We start from the raw sequence: 21,537 nt of genomic DNA on the forward strand, positions 1-21,537 counted from the left end.
CCGGTCCCTAGACTCGGCCCGGTGATGGCCACCAGCACGGCAACCGCCCGCAGGTCGACGCGCTCGGGCACCCGGTCGGCGGCCGGTCGCAGCGCACCGGCAGCCGCGGCCGCGCCCGCCGGGGAGCGTCCGCCGCGGCTGCTGCTGCTGGACGGGCACTCGCTCGCCTACCGGGCGTTCTTCGCGCTGCCGGTCGAGAAGTTCGCCACCACCACCGGCCAACCCACGAACGCGGTGTACGGCTTCACCTCGATGCTGATCAACCTGCTGCGGGACGAGACGCCGACGCACGTCGCGGTGGCGTTCGACGTGTCCCGGCAGACCTGGCGCGCCGAGGAGTACCCGGAGTACAAGGCCAACCGGTCGTCGTCGCCCACCGACTTCCGCGGCCAAGTCGAGCTCGTCAAGGAGGTGCTGGCGGCGCTGCGGATCCCGGTGCTGACGGCGGACAACTTCGAGGCGGACGACGTCATCGCCACGCTGACCGTCCGGGCGGCGGCGGAGGGCATGCAGGTCTTGATCTGCACGGGGGACCGGGACGCGCTGCAGCTGGTGACCGACCAGGTGACCGTGCTCTACCCGCGCAAGGGCGTCTCGGACATGACCCGGTTCACGCCCGAGGAGGTGGCCGAGCGCTACGGCCTGACCCCGGCCCAGTACCCCGATTTCGCCGCGCTGCGCGGCGATCCCAGCGACAACCTGCCGAACATCCCCGGCGTCGGGGAGAAGACGGCGGCCAAGTGGATCCGCGACTTCGGTTCGCTGACCGCGCTCGTCGACCGGGTCGACGAGGTGCCGGGCAAGGCGGGCGACGCGCTCCGGGCCGCGCTCTCGAGCGTGCTGCAGAACCGGCGGCTCACCGAGCTGGTCCGCGACGTCGACGTCCCGGCCGATCCGGTGGTCGACCTGCGGATGGCCCCGTACGACCGCGAGGCCGTCCACCGCATCTTCGACAACCTGCAGTTCAAGGTGCTGCGGGAGCGCCTACTGGAGACCTTCGAGCAGGCGGACGAGACCAGCACCGAGGGGTTCGAGGTCACCGGCGACCGGCTGCGGACGGGGCAGGTCGGCGGCTGGCTCGCCGAGCACGCGGCGGCCGGCGCCACCGGGCTGCACCTGGCGGGCGCGTGGGCCCCCGGCGGGGGGGACGTGCGCCGGGTGGCGCTGGCGACCGCGGACGGCGAGGCCGCGGTGCTGGAGACCACCGACCTGGACCAGGACGACGACGCGGCGCTCGCCGCCTGGCTCGCGGACGCCGACCGGCCCAAGGTCGGCCACGATCTCAAGCCGGCGATCAACGCGCTGGTGGCCCGCGGCTGGACGCTCGGCGGCCTGACCAGCGACACGGCCCTGGCCGCCTACCTGGCGCTGCCGGGACAGCGGGCGTTCGATCTCGGCGACCTGGTGCAGCGGTACCTGCACCGCACGCTCGACGCCGGCCAGGCCGAGGGCGGCGCGGACCAGCTCGAGCTGGCGTTCGAGACCGACGACCCGGCGCAGGCCGAGCACGCCGCCGACCAGGCCGACATGATCCAGGCCAGGGCCGTGATCGACCTGGCCGAGGCGCTGGACCAGCAGCTCGTCGCGTCGGGGCAGCACGACCTGTTGACCGACCTGGAGCTGCCCGTCATGCAGGTGCTGGGACGCATGGAGCGCACCGGCATCGCGGTCGACGCGGCATATCTCGCCGACCTGCACGCCACCTTCAGCACCGAGGCCGACACCGCCGCGCAGGCGGCGTACGCCGAGATCGGCAAGGAGGTCAACCTGGGGTCGCCCAAGCAGCTCCAGGTGGTGCTGTTCGACGAGCTCGGCATGCCGAAGACCAAGCGCACCAAGACCGGCTACACCACCGATGCGGACTCGCTGGCGGCGCTGTACGAGCAGACCGAGCACCCGTTCCTGGCACACCTGCTGCGGCACCGGGACGTCACCAAGCTCCGGACCACGGTCGAGGGCCTGCAGAAGGCGGTCGGCGCGGACGGTCGCATCCACACCACGTACCTGCAGACGGTCGCCGCGACCGGCCGGCTGTCGTCCACCGAGCCGAACCTGCAGAACATCCCGGTCCGGACCGACGAGGGCCGCCTGATCCGCCGGGCGTTCGTGCCGGGCGACGGCTTCGAGTCGCTGATCACCGCGGACTACTCGCAGATCGAGATGCGGATCATGGCGCACCTGTCGGGCGACGAGGGGCTCATCGAGGCCTTCCGGTCCGGCGAGGACCTGCACACCTTCGTCGCCATGCGCGCCTTCGGGCTGCCCGCCGAGCAGGTCACCGGCGAGATGCGGCGCCGCATCAAGGCGATGAGCTACGGCCTGGCGTACGGGTTGTCGGCGTTCGGCCTGTCGGGCCAGCTGAAGATCAGCGTGGACGAGGCGCGGCAGCAGATGGAGGCGTACTTCGCCCGCTTCGGCGGCATCCGGGACTACCTGCGCCGCACCGTCGACGTGGCCCGGCAGGAGGGCTACACGCAGACCCTGCTCGGCCGCCGTCGCTACCTCCCCGACCTGACCAGCGACAACCGGCAGCGGCGCGAGCTGGCCGAGCGTGCGGCGCTCAACGCGCCCATCCAGGGCAGCGCGGCGGACATCATCAAGGTGGCCATGCTGCGGGTGCAGCGCCGGCTGGACCGGGAGGGGCTCCGCTCGCAGCTGCTGCTGCAGGTCCACGACGAGCTGGTGTGCGAGGTCGGTCCCGGCGAGCAGGAGGCGCTGACCACGGTGCTGCGCGAGGAGATGGGCGGCGCCTATCCCCTGACGGTCGACATGGACGTGTCCGTGGGCGTCGGCCGCAGCTGGGACGACGCGGCGCACTAGGGACACGGGTGCGCATCCCGCCCGCCGTGGCGCAGGCGATCGCCGACGGCCGGGTCACCGCGGCGTTCCGGCGCTGGGATGCTCCGCGGGTGCGGGCCGGCGGCAGCCAGCTCACCTCGGCGGGCGTCGTGGCGTTCGACCGGGTGACCGAGGTGGATCCCGCGGTGCTGACGGACGACGACGCCCGCGCCGCCGGCGAGGCGGACCTGGCCGGGTTGCTGCGGTGGCTGACCGGGCGGGCCGGCCGGGCCGTCTACCGGGTCGACCTGCACTGGGCCGGGCCGGATCCGCGCGTGGCGCTGCGCGACGCGGTACCGGCCGACCCCGCGGAGATGGCCGCCCTCGTCGCCGCCGTCGACCGGTTGGACCGCGGCCGCCGCACCGGGCCGTGGACCCGGGAGATCCTCGAGTGGATCCGTGACCACCCGGCGACCGTGTCGACGGAGCTGGCGGCACTGCTGCGCCGGGACCTGCAGCCGATGAAGGCCGACATCCGCCGGCTCAAGGCCGTGGGCCTGACCGTCAGCCTGCCGGTGGGCTACCGGCTCTCGCCGCGCGGCCAGGCCTATCTGGCGGCCATCGGCGCCGCTCTCACGGCCGCGCCGACGGCCGCTCCGACGGCGGCTCCGACGGCTGCCGGGCCGGAGTCGCCGGGACCGACGGCCGACAGCTGACTGCGCACCGGGGCCCGCGGGGGCTGTCCGGCCGCCCGTCCCGCGGCGCCCCGGACCGCTGTGTCAGCCGGGCAGGTGGCAGCAGAAGATCGCGGTCCCCGGGAAAATCTCGCCGCGTTCAGGCGACCACTGTCCCCAGCGGCCCTCGAACCCCTCCGGCCACTCCGGTTCCACGACGTCGTCCAGCACGAAGCCGGCGGCCCGCAGCTCGCGGACGCGGTCGCCCAGCGTGCGGTGGTGCTCGACGTACGCCGGCACGCCGTCCTGGTCCACCTCCACGTAGGGCGACCGGTCGAAGTAGGACTGGATGACGGTCAGCCCGCGCGGCCCGGGGTCGTCCGGGAACATCCAGCGCATCGGGTGGGTCACCGAGAACACCCACCGCCCGCCCGGCCGCAACACCCGGGCAACCTCGCGCAGCGCGCCGGCCGAGTCGGCGACGAACGGGATGGCGCCGAAGGCGCTGAACGCGAGGTCGAAGGCGGCGTCGGTGAACGGGAGCTCGCAGACGTCCGCCTGGACGAGCGGCACCGCGACACCGGTCCGGTCCGCGGCGTCCCGGGCGTGCCGCAGCATCCCGGCGGACAGGTCGAACGCCACCACGTCGGCGCCCCTGGCGCGCAGCCAGCGCGCGCAGGGGGCGGACCCGCAGCCGACCTCGAGCACCCGCCGGCCCTCGACCTCACCGAGCAGCCGGGCGTCGGCCTCGCGCAGGTTCTCGGGGCACCACACGAAGTCCGCGTCGCCGAGGAAGGCGCCGTGCTCGGCGTGGTAGTCGTCGGCGTCGGCGTCCCACCACCGGCGGTTCGCCGCACGGGAGCGGGCCTGGTCCGCCCCGATCATCCGGGGCCGCGTCGGGCCGAGCGAGGTCACCTGTCGATCGTGCACCGGGCCGGCAGGGCGCAGGGACGTGGGGCGCAGGGACGGTGGGTGCGCGCGGGTGATCGACGCGGGTAGAGTGGACGGAGCGCTGTGGGTTCGTGCTGCCTCGGAATGGAGCAGGCGCACTCACCAAGCCCTTCGATCGTGCCCGGGTCCGCTGACCGGGTGCCGGGTCAGCGGGGGAGCCGGCACACGTCGACTGCTCCATGATGCCGCCGCGTCGTCGGGCCGCCGTGAAGTCCGCGGCGCACCCCTCTGGTCGCGACCGCGCCCGGCGGCCCACCGATCCCAGTCCACCCTTCGGAGCACCCCACCACATGTCAGCCCCCACCGTCCCCACCTCGAACGTCCCGCAGGTCGCGATCAACGACATCGGGTCGGCCGAGGACTTCCTCGCCGCCATCGACCAGACGATCAAGTACTTCAACGATGGCGACATCGTCGAGGGCACGATCGTCAAGGTCGACCGGGACGAGGTCCTGCTGGACATCGGCTACAAGACGGAAGGGGTCATCCCCTCCCGCGAGCTGTCGATCAAGCACGACGTCGACCCCAACGAGGTCGTCGAGCTCGGCGAGCACGTCGAGGCCCTGGTCCTCCAGAAGGAGGACAAGGAGGGTCGTCTGATCCTGTCCAAGAAGCGCGCGCAGTACGAGCGAGCCTGGGGCACGATCGAGAAGATCAAGGAAGAGGACGGCGTCGTCTCCGGCACCGTCATCGAGGTCGTCAAGGGCGGCCTGATCCTGGACATCGGCCTGCGCGGCTTCCTGCCCGCCTCCCTCGTCGAGATGCGCCGCGTGCGCGACCTGCTGCCCTACGTCGGCCGGCAGCTGGACGCCAAGATCATCGAGCTGGACAAGAACCGCAACAACGTGGTGCTGTCCCGCCGGCAGTGGCTGGAGCAGACCCAGTCCGAGGTGCGCAGCGAGTTCCTGAACCAGCTCGCCAAGGGTCAGGTCCGCAAGGGCGTCGTGTCCTCGATCGTCAACTTCGGTGCGTTCGTGGACCTGGGCGGCGTCGACGGCCTGGTGCACGTCTCCGAGCTGTCCTGGAAGCACATCGACCACCCGAGCGAGGTCGTCGAGGTCGGCCAGGAGGTCACCGTCGAGGTCCTGGACGTCGACATGGACCGCGAACGGGTCTCGCTGTCGCTGAAGGCGACGCAGGAGGATCCGTGGCGGCACTTCGCCCGGACCCACGCCATCGGCCAGATCGTCCCCGGCAAGGTCACCAAGCTGGTGCCGTTCGGCGCGTTCGTCCGCGTCTACGACGGCATCGAGGGCCTGGTGCACATCTCCGAGCTGGCGGGCCGGCACGTGGAGATCCCGGAGCAGGTCGTCACCGTGGACGAGGAGATCTTCGTCCGGGTCATCGACATCGACCTGGAGCGCCGGCGGATCTCGCTGTCGCTCAAGCAGGCCAACGAGGGCATCACCCCGGAGACGGACTTCGACGAGGTGCGCGCCCAGTACGGCGTGGTCGACCACTACGACGAGCAGGGCAACTTCCTGCCGCCGGAGGGCTTCGACGTCGCGACCGGCGAGTGGCTCGAGGGCTTCGACACGCAGCGCGAGGCGTGGGAGAAGCAGTACGCCGACGCGCACGCCGTGTACGAGGCGCACCTCAAGCAGATCGCCAGCGCCCAGGCCGCCGACGCCGAGGCCGCGGGCCCGAGCAACTACTCCTCGGGTTCCGCAGCGACCACCGGCTCGGCCGGCAGCGAGCCCGCCGGCTCGCTGGTCAACGACGAGCAGCTCGCAGCGCTCCGCGAGCGGCTCGCCGGTAGCTGACCCGGCCGGCACAAGCGGCACCGACGGGCCGCCCTTCCACCAGGGAGGGCGGCCCGTCGCCGTTCCCGGTCCGTGGTCCCGGCCGTCCAGCGGCCGCCGCCCGGCGGATGTTCGCCTGGCGCAAGGGTTTCGACGCCACATCGTGACCTTGGAGAACCGGTCGGGCACGGCGGGTCAACGGTCTCCCCACACCGGTGCTGGTTACCGTGGAACCATGCGCCGCACCTCGATCGTTCCCGTGATGCTCGCCGTCGCCCTCGCCGTCGGAGCCTGCAACTCGTCGACGTCCGCCCCTCGGACGGTCACGTTCACCAACACGGTCACCGGCGCGACGGGTGCCACCGGGACCGGCACGGCCGGATCCGGCGGGTCGGTCACCGTGGTGCCGCCGAGCGGATCGGCGACCGGCACCGCGGGGACCACCGCAGCCACCAGGACCACCGCCACGCGCACCGCAGCGACCACCACGGCGCCCTCCACGACCAAGTCGTCCGCGGCGCCGTTCGAGAAGGTGGACCCGCTGAGCGTGAGCTGCGCGCTGCTGCTCACCCAGTCGGACATCAAGAAGGCGCTCGGCGCCACCGTGCCCAGCGGGTCGGTCCGGGTCAAGGACGTCGCGGACCCGGAGCGCGGCGTGACGGGCAAGGCCCGGTGCCGCTTCGGCAGCACCGACGGCGGCAAGACCGGCAAGGTGACCGTGCTGCTGACCACCTACAACAACGCCGCCTCGGCGGCCAAGCAGGTCACGCTGACCCGGTCCAGCGAGGAGGACCTGGGTGCCACGTCGTCCGCGGCGACGGTGCGTGGCTACCCGGCCCGGATCCTGCTGCGCGACGGCGGCCTCATCGTCCTGCAGTACGACACCTGGACGCTGAGCGTGGTCGCGGCCGACAAGCTGGCATCCGCGGACAAGCTGACCAGCGGGCTGCCGCTGCTCGCCGAGCAGGTCCTGGCCCGCATCCTGAAGAACGCCTGACGGCCGGCCGGCCGCCCGTCCAGCCGGACGGGCAGTAGGGCGGTGTCGGCGCCGGGGGAGCGCGCCGGCGGCGCGGCGGGGGGTCGCAGGCTGCGCCCGCCGGCGGCACGCCGCCGACCGGGCCCGGGCGACGGTCGGCGGGCACCCTCCGCTTGATGGCGGCTCCGGAGGGCGCGCGGCCCCGGACAGCCGACCCGCAACCGTGGAGGCAGGACGTCCCTGCTCACCCGCCGCCGGTCAGGGCCGGCAGACAGACAACGGACGTGACGCCCGGCAGCTGCCGAAAGGCGGCTCGTCCCGGACCTGCCGGACGGTCGCGATGCAGGCGGAACCGGGCGCCCGACCGCCGCACCGGAGGCGCGGCCCGCCGGACGCGCCTAGAGGGCGTGCGCCGGAGCCGGGCGTCGCAGAGGGCCGGTGACCTGGTCCGGCACAGCGCGGTGGCGGGCGGGACGGAACAGGGAGCGGAACCAGCCACGCCGCCGCACCTGGACCAGCATGGTGACCGGGACCAGTCCCGGCCCGCCGGCGCGGTGCCGGCCCATCCCGATCGCCGTCGCGAACGTCGTGCTCACCGATCCTCCTCGTGCGACCGGCGTCCGACCCCACCCGGGGCGGCCCCACCTCGGTCGCTGCTGTCACGCTAGGTCCGGTCGGGGCCGCCGTCGCGCAGGTGCGCGGTGTGTCGTCGGCGCCCACACGAACGGCCCACGAGCACGGGGAAGGAGGTGGTCGTGGCGCTCACGGTGGCGGTGACCGGTGGCATCGGTGCGGGGAAGTCCACCGTCTCGCGGATGCTGGCGGAGCTCGGCGCGACCGTCGTCGACTCGGACCGGCTGGCTCGGGACGTCGTGGCTCCGGGGACACCCGGGCTGGCCGAGATCGTCCGGACGTTCGGACCGGGTGTCGTCGGCGCGGACGGCGCGCTGGACCGGGCTGCGCTCGCCGCGGTCGTGTTCGCCGACCCGGAGGCGCGCCGCCGGCTCGAGGCCATCACCCACCCCCGCGTCCGCGCCGCGTTCGATGCCGTCGTCCGCGAGGCCGGGCGCGAGGCCGTCGTGGTCAACGACATCCCGCTGCTCCGCGACGTCGCAGCGGCTGCCGCCTTCCACCTGGTGATCGGCGTCCACGCCCCGGACGAGGTGCGGGTGCGCCGGCTGGTCGGCCGTGGGCTGGCCGAGTCCGACGCCCGGGCGCGGCTGGCGGCACAGATCGACGACCGGGCGCGGGCCAGGCTGTGCGACCTGTGGTGGTCCAACGACGGCTCCCCGGAGGCCCTCCGACCGCTCGTCGCCGACACCTGGAGGGGTCGCATCCTGCCCTTCCGGGACGCCGTCCTGGCGGGTGATCCCGCGCAACGCGGCGGCCCCGTCCTCGTGCCGGCCGATCCGGGCTGGCCGGAGGCGGCGGCCCGGCTGGCCGCCCGGGTCTCCCGGGCGACCGGGGGTGGCCGAGTCGACCACATCGGGTCCACGGCCGTGCCGGGGATGCCGGCCAAGGACGTCGTCGACCTGCAGCTCGCTGTGGACGACCTCGCGCAGGCCGACCAATGGTCGGACGCGCTGCGGGACGCCGGCTTCCCCCGGGTTCCGGGCCGGTGGAGGGACACGCCGCACCCGCCGGCCGACGAACCGGCGCTGTGGGACAAGCGGCTGCACGCCAACGCCGATCCGGGCCGTACCGTCAACCTCCACGTGAGGGTGAGAGACAGTCCCGGCTGGCGCTGGGCGCTGCTCTTCCCGGCCTGGCTGCGCGCCGATCCCGAGGCGGCGGCCGAGTACCTGGCGGTCAAGCGGTGGGCGGCGGTCGACCACGCAGCCGACCGCACCGCCGCCGGATACGCCGAGGCCAAGGAGCCCTGGATGGCGGAGGCGTACCGGCGCGGACTGGCGTGGGCGCGGCGCACGGGCTGGCATCCCGCCGGCTGACGCTCAGTCCCGCGCCGTGGGGCCCGAATCCCGGGTCCCGGGTCCCGGGTCGCGGCTGCCGTTGTCGCACGTCAGGGTCGTTGTCGGGGGTGCCGCGTACCTTGTGGTACGTGGCATTCGCGACCGAGCACCCCGTCCTCGCCGTCTCCGAGCACCGTCCGGTCGGCGACATCCCCCGCTCCGAGGGTCGGTTCCAGGTGGTCAGCCCGTACCGGCCGTCCGGGGACCAGCCGGAGGCGATCGAGCAGCTCGAACGCCGGCTCCGGACGGGCGAGAAGGACGTCGTGCTGCTGGGCGCCACCGGCACCGGCAAGTCGGCCACGACGGCCTGGCTCATCGAGCGGATACAGCGGCCGACGCTGGTCATGGCGCCGAACAAGACGCTCGCCGCGCAGCTGGCCAACGAACTCCGGGAGCTGTTCCCGCACAATGCGGTCGAGTACTTCGTCTCGTACTACGACTACTACCAACCGGAGGCGTACGTCCCGCAGACGGACACCTACATCGAGAAGGACTCGTCGATCAACTCCGACGTCGAGCGCCTCCGGCACTCGGCGACCATGTCGCTGCTGTCCCGCCGCGATGTCATCGTCGTCGCGTCGGTGTCCTGCATCTACGGCCTCGGCACGCCGCAGTCCTACCTGGACCGTTCGCTGCCGGTGGCCGTGGGCCAGTCGCTCGACCGGGATGCGCTGCTGCGGGCGCTCGTCGAGATCCAGTACTCGCGCAACGACGTGGCGTTCACCCGCGGATCGTTCCGGGTGCGCGGCGACACGGTCGAGATCATCCCGGCGTACGAGGAGCTGGCCGTCCGGATCGAGTTCTTCGGCGACGAGGTGGAGCGGCTGTACTACCTGCATCCGCTGACGGGAGACATCGTCCGCGAGGTCACCGAGCTGCGGATCTTCCCCGCGACGCACTACGTCGCCGGGCCCGCGCGGATGGAGAAGGCCATCGCCGGCATCGAGGCCGAACTCGCCCAGCGACTGGCCGAGCTGGAGCGGCAGGGCAACCTGCTGGAGGCGCAGCGGCTGCGGATGCGGACGACCTACGACATCGAGATGATGCGTCAGGTCGGCTTCTGCTCCGGCATCGAGAACTACTCGCGGCACATCGACGGCCGCCCGGCGGGTTCCGCGCCGGCGACGCTGATCGACTACTTCCCCGAGGACTTCCTGCTCGTCATCGACGAGTCGCACGTCACGGTGCCGCAGATCGGCGCCATGTACGAGGGTGACGCCTCGCGCAAGCGGGTGCTCGTCGAGCACGGGTTCCGGCTGCCGTCGGCGATGGACAACCGGCCGTTGACCTGGGAGGAGTTCGCCGACCGCATCGGTCAGACCGTGTACCTGTCGGCGACCCCCGGCACCTACGAGCTGACCCGCAGCCAGGGCGAGTTCGTGGAGCAGGTGATCCGGCCGACCGGCCTGGTCGACCCGGAGGTCGTCATCAAGCCGACCACCGGTCAGATCGACGACCTGGTCGGCGAGATCCGAGCCCGGGCCGAGCGCGACGAGCGCGTGCTGGTGACGACGCTGACGAAGAAGATGTCGGAGGACCTCACCGACTACCTGCTCGAACTGGGCATCCGGGTCCGGTACCTGCACTCCGAGGTCGACACGCTGCGCCGGGTGGAGCTGCTGCGGGAGCTGCGGCTGGGCGAGTACGACGTCCTGGTCGGCATCAACCTGCTCCGGGAGGGCCTGGACCTGCCGGAGGTGTCGCTGGTGGCGATCCTCGACGCGGACAAGGAGGGCTTCCTACGCTCCGGCACGTCGTTGATCCAGACGATCGGCCGCGCCGCGCGGAACGTCAACGGCCAGGTGCACATGTACGCGGACAAGATCACCCCGTCGATGGCCGGGGCGATCGACGAGACCAACCGGCGGCGCGACAAGCAGCAGGCCTACAACCTCGAGCACGGGATCGACCCGCAACCGCTCCGCAAGAAGATCAACGACATCCTGGAGCGGGTGTACGCCGAGGCCGAGGAGTCCGTGGACGGGAGCCGGGTGCCGATCGGCGGTTCCGGCCGCAACGCCTCCCGCGGGCGCAAGGCCACCGGTGAGAAGGGTGGCGGCAGCAGCTCCGGCGTCTACGTCGGGCACTCCACCGCGGGTATGGCCCGATCCGAGATGGCCGACCTGGTGCAGCAGCTGACGGACCAGATGATGGCCGCGGCACGCGAGCTGCAGTTCGAGCTGGCCGGCCGGTTGCGCGACGAGATCGCCGAGCTGAAGAAGGAGATCCGCGGCATGGACGCCACCGGTGTCACGGTGGCGGCGCGCTGATCGATGCCTGGCGACCCGCCCGGTCGGCCGGCCGGGCGGGATCGCCTCGGCGGCCCCTCGCCCCGCACAGTCGCTGAGGCCGTCGGCCGCCCGGCCGTCCGCTGACCGAACCCCGTCGGCCCGCCCGGCCGGCCCGAGGACACAGGAGTCGCCGTGACCGAGACCGTGAGCCTGCAGGTGGTGGTGGACGCGGGCAGCCCCGCGCTGCTCGCCGGTTTCTGGAGCGTGGCCCTCGGCTACCGGCTGGACGACCCGCCGCCCGGCTTCCAGACGTGGGAAGAGGCCTTGCGGGCCTCCGGCCTGCCCGAGGAGCGGTGGGACGACGCCAGCGCCATCGTGCCGCTGCACGGCCCGGGGCCGCGGATCTTCTTCCAGAAGGTGCCCGAGCACAAGCAGGTCAAGAACCGGCTGCACCTGGACGTCGGTGTGGGACGGGGCATCAGCGACCCCCAGCAGCGTTGGGAACGGGTGATGCAGCACGTCGAGCGGCTGATCGGCGCCGGCGCGGCCGTGGTGCAGGAGCGCACCGGGGACTGGGGCGAGCGCTGGATGGTGATGACCGACCCGGAGGGCAACGAGTTCTGCGTGCAGTGACCGACGTTGCGGCGGCGGCCCGTCCTCGCCGTCCCGGTCACCCGGCGCTGTGGTGACCGGGGCGTCTCGGCACCTCGGTGCCGGGGCGCCGACACCCCGATGCCGGCGCCCCGGTGATGCCGGCGCCCCGGTAATGCCGGCGCCCGACACCTCGGTCATGTCGGCGCCTGGACTCTCCGAGATGCCGGCAGTCCGAGGTCTTCACCCTCCGCAGGTGGCGATTCCGTTGCCGCGGTGACCTGAGTGCCCTGAGTCCTCGGACGCCCGTACCGCGCCGGGATGCCGCGGGCGCTCCGCTACCGCGGTGCTCCGGTTACTGCCGGCGCTGCGGCACCGTGACGCTTCAGCACCGCGACGCTTCAGTACCGCGACGCTTCAGCACCGCGACGCTCCTGTACCGCGACGCTCCTGTACCGCGGTGCCCGGTTACTCCCGGCGCTGCGCCACCGCGACGCTCCAGCACGGTCAGGCTGCGGCACCTGACGCCTGAGCACCCCGACGCCTGAGCATCCCGACGCCCGGGCGCCGCGACGCTTGGATCACCGCGGCGCCGGGCGGCGCGCGCGGAGCCGGACACCACCGTCTCGTCCGGCGGTCGAGGTGTCAGCTGGTGATGTCCTTGCGCCGGAAGCGCAGCGCCGCCAGCGTGAAGAAGATTGCGGCGTAGGCCAGGCCGGAGAAGGCGCCGCGGACCATGTCGTCCCACCGGATCGGCTGCACGACGGCGCCGGTCCACGCCAGCGAGTAGTGCGTGGGAAGCCAGTTCCGCAGCGTGCCGAGCGCCGAGATCTGGTCGAGGATCTGCGACACGATGGACAGCAGCACGGCGCCGCCCACCGCGCCGAGCGGCGCGTCCGTGGTCACGCTGAGCAGGAACGCCAACCCGGCGACCCAGGTGAGCTGCACCGCGACATAGGCCACCACGACGGACAACCGGACGACCGCGGTGCCCGGCGTGAACTGGTCGCCGATGGGGGTGGTGAGCGGCCCGGTGCCGTAGGCGAGCGCGCCCACCACCCAGCCGGTCGCGGTCAGCAGGACCAGCGCCACGAAGGACAGCAACGCCGCGACCACGACCTTCTGTCGCAGCAGCCGCAGCCGCGGCACCGGCATGGCCAGCAGGTAGCGCAGCGACGACCACGACGCCTCCGACGCCACGGTGTCGCCGAAGAACAGGCTGATGACGACGATGAGCAGGAAGCTCGTCGAGAAGAACAGGCAGACGAGCGCGAAGTTCGCCGCGCCGCCCTGGGCGAGGTCGACGAACGAGCTGCGGGACCCGTTGTCGTCGGACCCGAACGAGAACGCCAACCACAGGATCACCGGCAGCGCCACCATGAAGCCCAGCGACAGCTGGGTGCGCCGCCGGCGGAGCTGGCGCGCCACCTCGACGCGGACGGGCAGCGTCCGGCCCGGCCGGAACCCGTGCGGTACCCCGGAAGCCGTGGCGTCGACCGGCGGGCCGAGGGAGGCCAACGCGTGGGCCGCGGCCTCGGCGGACCGATCGTGGGCTGCGGTCACGCGCGTCCCTCCTCGCTGAGTACCTGCGGGCGTGCGGTCGCCGGCGTCACGGTGCCCCTCGTCCGGCGCCGACCGGCTCGGATCCGGTCCGGGTGTCCGCGGGCACCTCCGGCCCGGCGGCGCCGACCAGTTCCAGGAAGACGTCCTCGAGCCGGTTGCGGGGCGCGACGGAGCGCACGGCGATGCCGGCGCGGACCAGCGCCGCCACGGCCACGTCCGGCGGGCACCGGTCGAGGTCCACGCGCAGGGATCCGGACGCGTCGGCTGCCGTCGCGACCTCCGACGGGGCCTGCCCGATGCGGTCGTCGACGACGGCGCCGACTCCGTCGAGGTCGCGCAGCACGCGGGCGGCGGCCGGTACGTCGTCGACGGTGAAGACGGTGTCGCCGGAGGCCGACACCAGCTCGGTGACGGTGCCGGCGGCGATCGTGCGCCCGCGGTTGATCACGACCACATGGCTGCAGGTCTGCTCGACCTCGGACAGCAGGTGGCTGGAGACCACGACGGTGCGCCCGGTGGCGGCGTACCGGCGCAGGACCTCCCGCATGGCGTGGATCTGCGGCGGATCCAAGCCGTTGGTGGGCTCGTCGAGGATGAGCAGGTCCGGGAAGCCGAGCATGGCCTGGGCGATCGCGAGTCGCTGGCGCATGCCCTGTGAGTACGTCTTCACCCGCCGGTCGACCGCGGTCCCCAAGCCGGCGATCTCGAGCGCCTGCTCGAGATGGGCGTCCTCGCGGGGGCGGCCGGTGGCCCGCCAGTACAGGTCGAGGTTGACCCGACCCGACAGGTGCGGCAGGAACCCCGAACCCTCCACGAAGCTGCCGATCCTCGACAGGATCTCGGCTCCCGGCCGGACCGGCCGGCCGAACACCAGGATCTCGCCGGCCGTCGGGGTGATCAGTCCCATGACCATGCGCAGCGTGGTGGTCTTCCCGGCGCCGTTCGGGCCGAGCAACCCCAGGACCTGGCCGGGTTCCACCCGGAAACCCACGTCGGTGACCGCGGTGACACCCCCCGGGTAGGACTTGCGGAGGCCCCGGATGAGCAGCGGCGCGGGAGACGCACCGGCCGGGTGCCCGTCGGCGTCCTGGGACGCCGGCGTGGACGGCCTGAAAGGTCCGGTGGTCCCGTTGGCTCCGGTCGTGCCGGTCGGAGTGATCGGCGCCGGCGTGCCGGTCCCCGCCGGCGTCCCGGTCGGCGCCGGCGTCCGGGACGGTGCGACGCCGGCGGTGCGGCGCCGGCGGACCCGGCCGGCCAGCACGAGACCGGCGAGCAGAGCAGCGGCCAGCACGACGAGGCCGACGAGGGTGGCGACCGGCACGTCGCCACCGGACACCCGGACACCACCGACCTCGGGGAGGCTGACGGAACCGTCGCCGCCCAGCGCGATCCGGTAGGCGGCCGGGGCGGTCGGGCCGGCGAAGCCCTGGTCGGTGGTCGACAGTCCCACCTGCAGTCGCGACCCGGCCTCGACCTGGAAGGCGACGCTCGGCAGGTCGATGGTGACCTCGTGCGGCCGGCCGTCCGCGGGCACGGCGACCCGCACCGGTGCCACCGCGTTGCCGGCCAGCGTGGTGGCCCCCGTCGCGGTGACCTTGCTGAGCGAGGCGAAGAGGACCGCCTCGTCGCCGGTGCCGGACGCACCGGACAGCGGCGCCGTCGGCAGCGCGGACAGCTGGATCGTCACGCGCGGAGTGCCGGCGAGGACCGTCAACGCCGACAAGGGCGCGGAGCGGAAGCGGGCCGTCTGTCCGGGCAGTCCTCCGGCGAGCGTCGACAGTGCCGTTCCGCCGAGCCCGGACAGAACGGGCAGGGACGAGATGCCGGCCGGCGAGCCGCCCGGCGGGTTCACCACGGTCTGCGTCGCGCCGGTCAGTGCGACGGCGCGCCGGGTGACCGCGGCGGCGCCGTCGAGCCCGGGGTAGTCCCCGGCCTGCAACGTGCGGGTCCGTGCCCGGCCGTTGTCGCCGAGCGGTCCCTGGACGCTGTAGACGAAGGCGTCGGACGGGATCGCCGCCGCCCCGGACAGGTAGTGCTGGAACCAGCCGCTGATCCGGTTGCGAGTGACCTGGTCCGGGCTGCCGCCGTCGTGCCCGCCGTCGTACCAGGTCATGGCCACGGTCGCGCCGTTCCCGGCGATCGCGCGGGCATTGGCGTCGGCCTGGTCGAGACCGAACAGGGTGTCGCGCTCGCCCTGGACGAGCAGGGTGGGAGCCGTGATGTCGCCGACCACCGCCTTGGGGCTCGACCTGGCCAGCAGCGCGGCCAGCGCCGGCGTGAGCCTGCCCGTCTGCGCCGCCTGGGCGTAGGCGGCGCACAACGTGGGCATCAGCCGGCCGCATCCGGCGGCGACGGCAGCCGCGGCACCCCCGGAGGTGCCCGTCGCGGCTCCGCCGGCGGACGGCGGGGCCGTGCCCGCCGGACCGGACGTGCCCGTGGCCGGCGTGGTCCCCGCGTCGCCGGGGTCGGCGGCCGGTGCTGTGGACGACGTCGACGACCCGCCGCCGCGGCCGAATCCGCTGTCGCCGTTGTCGGTCGGCGCGGTTCCCGCGGCGCCGGCGAGGCCGGCACCGGATGCCACGGACGCCACCAGGGCGGCCGCCCACGCCTTCTTGAAGACGCCGTCGCCACCGGCGACCGCTCCGGCCGGCGTGGCCGGCTCGGACCCGCCGCCGCTCTCGGCGCGGTTCGGGAACAACGCCTGCTGCAGGTCGTTCCAGGTGATCACCGGTACGGCGGCGTCCACCCGACGGTCCGTGCCGGCGAGCATCAGCGCCAGCGCGCCTCCGTAGGAGGCGCCGGTGACGCCGACCCGCGGGTCGCCGGGCGAGTCCTGCACGACCTCGGGGCGTCGGGACAACCAGTCGACCAGCGCCCGGGCGTCCGGGATCTCGTAGTCCAGCGAGTCGAGGCCGATCTGGCCCGTGGACGCCCCGAACCCGCGCGCCGAGTAGGCCAGCGCCACGAACCCCTGGCTCGCGAAGTCGCGGGCGTCCGCCGCGACGGACGCCTTGGAGCCGCCGAAGCCGTGGGCCACGATCACGGCCGGTGCCGGTAGTCGAGCGGGCAGGTACAGCGTCGCGTCCAGCTCCACGTCGCCGGTGACACGCGGACCGCCCGCCACGGTGATCCGTTCGTCCTCCGTGCGGATGGCGGGTGCCGCCGAGGCCGGCCACACCGCCCAGACCAGCGCAGCGACGACCACGACGGCGAGCGCTGCGGCGACCGCCTTGCGCCGCGGGCCCGCGAGCAGGGCTCGGAACCAGTGCCTCACCGCTGCCGATCACTCCCGGCCGCCGTGCGGCCAGCTCGATCGGTCGTCAGGGGCGCCATGCACTCACAGTGCCACAGGCCCACGACAGACCCGGGGCGTGCGCGCTCCGGCCGTCGGGCGGGGCTCACCGCTGCCGGCGGACGACCAGTGGTTACCGTCGCCGGATGCATCCCGAGGACATCGAGCGCTGGACCACGCTGGCCACCCCGGCGGTCGGCCCGGACGGCACCGTCATGGTCGCCGCCGCCCGCCCTGACGCCGACCAGGACCACTACCACAGCGAGATCGTGCGGATCGCCCCGTCGGCGGGCGCCGCGTCGGAGCCGGACCGGTTCACCGCGGGTGACCAGGACTCCGCGCCCGTGCTGTCCCCGGACGGGCGTCGCATGGTGTTCCTCCGCCGCACGGGCACCGGGCGGCCGCAGCTGTTCGAGTGTCCCGTCGACGGCGGTGAGCCCCGTGCGCTGGCCGAGCACCCGCTGGGCGCGGGGCCGGCCACGTTCTCGCCCGACGGCACCCGGATCGTGTATCTCGCCGCCGTCCCGGAGCCCGGCCGCTACGGCACGGACGACGACGTCCCTGCCGACGGCGAGCGACCGCGCCGGATCGACCGGCTGGCCTACCGGTCCGACGGCAAGGGCTTCGTGCTGGACCGCCCCGACCAGGTGTTCGTCCAGGACCTCGGGACCGGTGCCGGTGCCGATGCCGTCCGCCTGACCGACGAGCCGGCGGGCGCCCGCCACCCGGCCTGGACGGCCGACGGTACGGCCGTGCTCTACGCCCGGGCCTCCGGACCGGACCGGATCGACGACGAGATCGTCCGGGTCGACGTGCCGTCGGCGGCCGACCGGCCGGCGGCACCCCAGGTGGTCGTCCGTCCCGGCGGCAGCGCGCAGCGGCTCGTCGTCGACGGTGACACCGTCTACTACCTGGGCGCCGCGTTCCCGGACCAGGACTGGAACGGGCGCAACACCTCGTTGTGGGCGGCGCCCGCGGCCGGTGGGCCGCCGCGGCGGATGACCGACGAGGAGACCGTGGACGTGGACGCCGCCGCCGGGAACCCGGTGGTGTCCGGCGACCGGGTCCTGGTCGCGGTCCTGGACCGCGGGGCGAGCACCCTCGCCGCCGTGCCGCTCGACGCCCGCGACGTCCGGCTCGGCGACCTGCCGCTGCTGGTCGGCGGCGCCCGGGTGGTCAAGGGCTTCGCGGCCGCCGGCGAGCACGTCGTCGCCGTCGTCTCCGACCCGGGGACGCCCGGGGAACTGGTGCGGCTCGGCCCGCCGTCGTCCGCCACCCCGGGAGGGCCGGAGTCCGCCACCCCCGGCACCGCTGTCACCGACGTCGCGGCACCGCTGCGCGAGGCGGGACTCGCCCGGCACGTCGAGCTGACCGCGACGTCGTCCGACGGCTACCCGGTGCACGGCTTCCTGGTCCTGCCGCCGGGACCCGGACCGCACCCGGTGCTGTTGGACGTGCACGGTGGTCCGCACGCCGCGTACGGCTGGGGACTGTTCGACGAGGCACAGGTCTACGCGGGCGCCGGCTACGCGGTGGTACTGCCGAACCCCCGGGGATCGGCCGGGTACGGGCAGGACCACGGGCGGGCGGCCGTCCGCAGGTTCGGCACGGTGGACGTGGCCGACGTGCTCGCGCTGCTGGACGCGGCACTGGAGCTCCCGGAGTGCGACGGTCGGCGCGTCGGGGTGATGGGCGGCTCCTACGGCGGCTTCATGACGTCCTGGCTCGCCTCGCACGCGCCCGAGCGGTTCGTCGCCGGCATCAGCGAGCGGGCCGTGAACGCCTGGGACTCCTTCCGGGGGTCCAGTGACATCGGTTACTTCTTCGCGTCCGCGTACGTCGGCGACGACCGCGAGACGCTGTGGGAGATCAGCCCGCTGGCGCACGCCGACGACATCCGCATCCCGTTGTTGATCATCCACTCGGAGCAGGACTGGCGCTGCCCGGTGGAGCAGGCGCAGCGCCTCTACACGGCCCTCAAGCTCCGCGGGGCGGAGACCGAGATGCTGCTGTTCCCCGGGGAGGGGCACGAACTGTCCAGGTCGGGCCGGCCACGCCACCGCCTGCAGCGCTTCGCCGCCATCCTCGAGTGGTGGTCGAGGTACCTGCCGGTCGAGGGGGGCGGGGTGGCGCAGCCCGCCGCCTGACGGCGTTCCCACCCGGACGGCGGTCGCGACGGGCGGCGTCCGGGTGGGTCGGGATCCCGGTCAGGGTGACCCTGATCCTTCCCTGGTCCTGGTCCGCCCACGGTGAAATCGCTCGGGGACTGTCGGGGGGGTCGGACATACTTCCGGCGACTCCGACGAAGGGCAGACAACCCATGTCCGAACCGCTGCAGAAGACCTCCCCGGGGGCGGGCCCGGCGCCCACCGGCGAGCCGGACGGCGAGTTCCAGCACCACCTCGACCCCAAGCGCTGGTGGGCGCTGGCGGTGATCGCCGTCAGCCAGCTCATGGTCGTGCTCGACGCCACCATCGTGAACATCGCGCTGCCGCACGCGAGCGCGGCGTTGCACATCGCACCGAACGACCGGCAGTGGCTGATCACCGCCTACGCGCTGCCGTTCGGCTCGCTGCTGCTGCTCGGCGGTCGCATCGCCGACTGGGTGGGCCGCAAGCGGATGCTGATCGTGGCGCTGTGCGGCTTCGCCATCGCGTCGGCGGTCGGCGGTGCCGCGCAGGAGCCGTGGATGCTGTTCGCCGCCCGCGCCCTGCAGGGCGTCTTCGGCGCGATCATGGCCCCGGCGGCCCTGGCCCTGATCACCGTGACCTTCATCGAGGCCCGCGAGCGCGCACGGGCGTTCGCCGTGTTCGGCGCCATCGCCGGCGGTGGATCGGCGATCGGTCTGCTGCTGGGCGGCATCCTGACGTCCTACGTCGACTGGCGCTGGTGCCTATTCGTCAACATCCCCATCGCCGCGGTGGCCCTGTTGGCCGCCCTGCCGATCCTGCGCGAGTCCAAGGCCCCCACCGGCGACAACTACGACGTGGCGGGCGCGCTGCTGGCGACGGCCGGACTGGCCTCCGTCGTCTGGGGCTTCACCCGGGCGCCGCTGCACACCTGGGGCTCGGTGCAGACCTGGGGTTGGCTGGTCGGCGGCGTCCTGCTGCTGGCGCTGTTCGTCCTGGTCGAGTCGCGCAGCTCGTCGCCGCTCATGCCGCTGCGGATCATCCGCAACCGCAACCGCGCGGGCGCCTACATCGTCGGCCTGTTCGTCGGTACGGGCCTGTTCGGCATGTTCCTGTTCCTGACCTACTTCGTGCAGGGCACGCTGCAGTTCTCGCCGATCAAGGCCGGTGTCGCGTTCCTGCCGTTCAGCCTCGGCGTGGTGATCGGCGCCGGCGTCGGCTCGCAGCTGGTGCTGCGGGTCGGCGCCCGGGTGATGATCCCCGTCGGTCTGGTGCTGGGCACCCTGGGCCTGGCCTGGCTGGGCACCATCGAGGCCGGCAGCACCTACTGGGGCAAGGTGTTCCCGGCCGAGCTGGTGATCTCGGTCGGCATGGGCTTCATCTTCATGTCGACGACGAACGTCGCCCTGGTGGGCGTCTCCCCGGCGGACGCGGGCGTGGCCAGCGCGATGGTCAACACGACGCAGCAGATCGGTGGCTCGCTGGGCACGGCGCTGCTGTCCACCGTCGCGGCGAACGCCACCACCAGCTACTTCTTCGGTCACCTGCCGACAGGGGTGACCGCGGCCCAGGCCGGTGCCGCGGTGCCGCAGCTCGGTGCGCTGGCCGAGGGTGTCCAGCCGTCCGATCCGTCGGTGCTGCAGCTCTTGCCGACCTGGGGCGCGGCCAACGTCCACGGGTACGGCATGGCGTTCTGGTGGGGCTCCGCGCTCTTCGTCGTGGCAGCGGTGGCGTCGCTGCTGCTGATCAACGCCGGTCGGGCGGACCTGCCGCAGGGCGAGCACTCCGCCGCGATGGTCTGATCGCCGGCCGGGTGGCGCGCCGGGTCACCAGCCCCGCGCGCGCCACTCGGTCAGGTGCGGCCGTTCCCGGCCGACCGTGGTGTCGTCGCCGTGCCCCGGATACACCCAGGTGGTGTCCGGGAGGACGTCGAAGACCCGGCTCTCCAGGTCGTCCATCAGGCTGCCGAAGTCGGCCGGCGAGGTGGTGCGGCCGGGACCGCCGGGAAACAGCGAATCGCCGGTGAACAGGTGCGGGTCGCCACCCGGATCCCGGTACAGCAGGGCCACCGACCCGGGCGTGTGCCCGCGGAGCTTGACGACCTCCAGCGAGCTGTCGCCCAGCGGCACCGTGTCGCCCTGCTCCAGCGGCACGTCGGTCGGCACCGGTAGCTCACCCGCGTCCTCGGCGCCGGCGTACAGGTTTGCGCCGGTCTGCCCGGCGATGGCGCCCAGCGCCTGCCAGTGGTCCTGGTGCCGGTGCGTCGTGACGATGCTGCGCAGTCGCGGCCGGTCGGCCCCGGCCCCGAGCAGGTCGGCGATCCGGTCGGCGTCGGCCGCGGCGTCGATCAGCAGCGCGTCGCCGGTGGTCCGGCAGACCAGCAGGTAGGTGTTGTTGTCCATCGGCCCGACGGACATCTTCGTGATGGTCACCGCGGGCAGGGTCCGGGTGGCCGCTTCGCCGCGGGGATCGACGTGGCCCGTGTACGCACTCACCCGACGGATCCAACCAGAGCCGGGCTGCCCGGCGAGCGGTACCTCGGACCGGCCGGCCGGACCACCGGCGCCTCGCAAACGGCGATGCCGGTGGTCGCGGGGTGGCCCCTGGCACTTCCGGCAGCACGGCCGGACCATCGGCGCG

General features: G+C 73.5%; 14 protein-coding genes. 9 read left to right on the top strand and 5 right to left on the bottom strand.

All coding sequences use genetic code 11. From position 1 onward, the window contains the following. Positions 1-24 precede the first annotated feature (24 nt). Together polA and IEY37_RS04100 are read left to right on the top strand one after the other, a co-directional pair. Positions 25-2,820, top strand: coding sequence for a DNA polymerase I (gene polA / locus IEY37_RS04095; RefSeq protein ID WP_188940790.1), 2,796 nt, complete (start codon positions 25-27; stop codon positions 2,818-2,820). A gap of 8 nt (positions 2,821-2,828) precedes the next feature. Further along, positions 2,829-3,494: a hypothetical protein gene (locus tag IEY37_RS04100; RefSeq protein WP_229673804.1), complete on the top strand. Its 666-nt coding sequence runs from the start codon at positions 2,829-2,831 to the stop codon at positions 3,492-3,494. Between the two features lie 63 nt (positions 3,495-3,557). Here IEY37_RS04100 and IEY37_RS04105 read toward each other — a convergent pair whose 3' ends face one another. Beyond that, positions 3,558-4,337: a class I SAM-dependent methyltransferase gene (locus IEY37_RS04105; RefSeq protein ID WP_188940791.1), complete on the bottom strand. Its 780-nt coding sequence runs from the start codon at positions 4,335-4,337 to the stop codon at positions 3,558-3,560. A 356-nt stretch (positions 4,338-4,693) separates the two neighbouring features. On the opposite strand from IEY37_RS04105, the gene rpsA reads away from it, so the two are divergent. Beyond that, positions 4,694-6,166 (top strand): 30S ribosomal protein S1, encoded by a 1,473-nt coding sequence (gene rpsA / locus IEY37_RS04110; protein WP_188940275.1) that lies wholly within the window; start codon positions 4,694-4,696, stop codon positions 6,164-6,166. A 214-nt stretch (positions 6,167-6,380) separates the two neighbouring features. Then, positions 6,381-7,142 carry a hypothetical protein gene (locus IEY37_RS04115; RefSeq protein WP_188940276.1) on the top strand — a complete coding sequence of 254 codons (762 nt, stop codon included), beginning with the start codon at positions 6,381-6,383 and terminating at the stop codon, positions 7,140-7,142. Between the two features lie 377 nt (positions 7,143-7,519). Here the strand turns inward: IEY37_RS04115 and IEY37_RS04120 are convergent, their stop codons facing one another. Continuing rightward, entirely contained in the window at positions 7,520-7,717 is a 198-nt protein-coding gene (locus IEY37_RS04120) for a hypothetical protein (protein WP_188940277.1), read from the bottom strand. A 159-nt stretch (positions 7,718-7,876) separates the two neighbouring features. Between IEY37_RS04120 and coaE the strand changes: the two genes are divergently transcribed. The 3 genes from coaE (at position 7,877) to IEY37_RS04135 (ending at position 11,955) form a co-directional block, all read left to right on the top strand. Beyond that, positions 7,877-9,070, top strand: a complete 1,194-nt coding sequence (coaE, locus tag IEY37_RS04125; RefSeq protein WP_188940278.1) for a dephospho-CoA kinase — start codon at positions 7,877-7,879, stop codon at positions 9,068-9,070. A gap of 110 nt (positions 9,071-9,180) precedes the next feature. After that, positions 9,181-11,361, top strand: coding sequence for an excinuclease ABC subunit UvrB (uvrB, locus tag IEY37_RS04130; RefSeq protein ID WP_188940279.1), 2,181 nt, complete (start codon positions 9,181-9,183; stop codon positions 11,359-11,361). A gap of 153 nt (positions 11,362-11,514) precedes the next feature. Then, the gene (locus IEY37_RS04135) at positions 11,515-11,955 is read left to right on the top strand and encodes a VOC family protein (protein ID WP_229673806.1); all 441 of its coding nucleotides are present in this window, start codon (positions 11,515-11,517) and stop codon (positions 11,953-11,955) included. Between the two features lie 603 nt (positions 11,956-12,558). Here IEY37_RS04135 and IEY37_RS04140 read toward each other — a convergent pair. Next, positions 12,559-13,476: an ABC transporter permease gene (locus IEY37_RS04140; RefSeq protein ID WP_188940280.1), complete on the bottom strand. Its 918-nt coding sequence runs from the start codon at positions 13,474-13,476 to the stop codon at positions 12,559-12,561. Between the two features lie 46 nt (positions 13,477-13,522). Beyond that, positions 13,523-16,750, bottom strand: a complete 3,228-nt coding sequence (locus tag IEY37_RS04145; protein ID WP_229673807.1) for an alpha/beta fold hydrolase — start codon at positions 16,748-16,750, stop codon at positions 13,523-13,525. A 164-nt stretch (positions 16,751-16,914) separates the two neighbouring features. Between IEY37_RS04145 and IEY37_RS04150 the strand changes: the two genes are divergently transcribed. Further along, positions 16,915-18,915 (top strand): S9 family peptidase, encoded by a 2,001-nt coding sequence (locus IEY37_RS04150; RefSeq protein ID WP_188940281.1) that lies wholly within the window; start codon positions 16,915-16,917, stop codon positions 18,913-18,915. A 173-nt stretch (positions 18,916-19,088) separates the two neighbouring features. Then, on the top strand, positions 19,089-20,699 hold the full coding sequence (locus tag IEY37_RS04155) for an MFS transporter (RefSeq protein WP_188940282.1): 1,611 nt from the start codon (positions 19,089-19,091) through the stop codon (positions 20,697-20,699). 24 nt (positions 20,700-20,723) lie between these two features. On the opposite strand, the gene IEY37_RS04160 is transcribed toward IEY37_RS04155, so the two are convergent. Then, positions 20,724-21,329: an MBL fold metallo-hydrolase gene (locus IEY37_RS04160; RefSeq protein ID WP_229673808.1), complete on the bottom strand. Its 606-nt coding sequence runs from the start codon at positions 21,327-21,329 to the stop codon at positions 20,724-20,726. Positions 21,330-21,537 lie beyond the last annotated feature (208 nt).

The sequence above is a fragment of the Nakamurella endophytica genome, assembly GCF_014646215.1.
GTDB lineage: Bacteria > Actinomycetota > Actinomycetes > Mycobacteriales > Nakamurellaceae > Nakamurella > Nakamurella endophytica.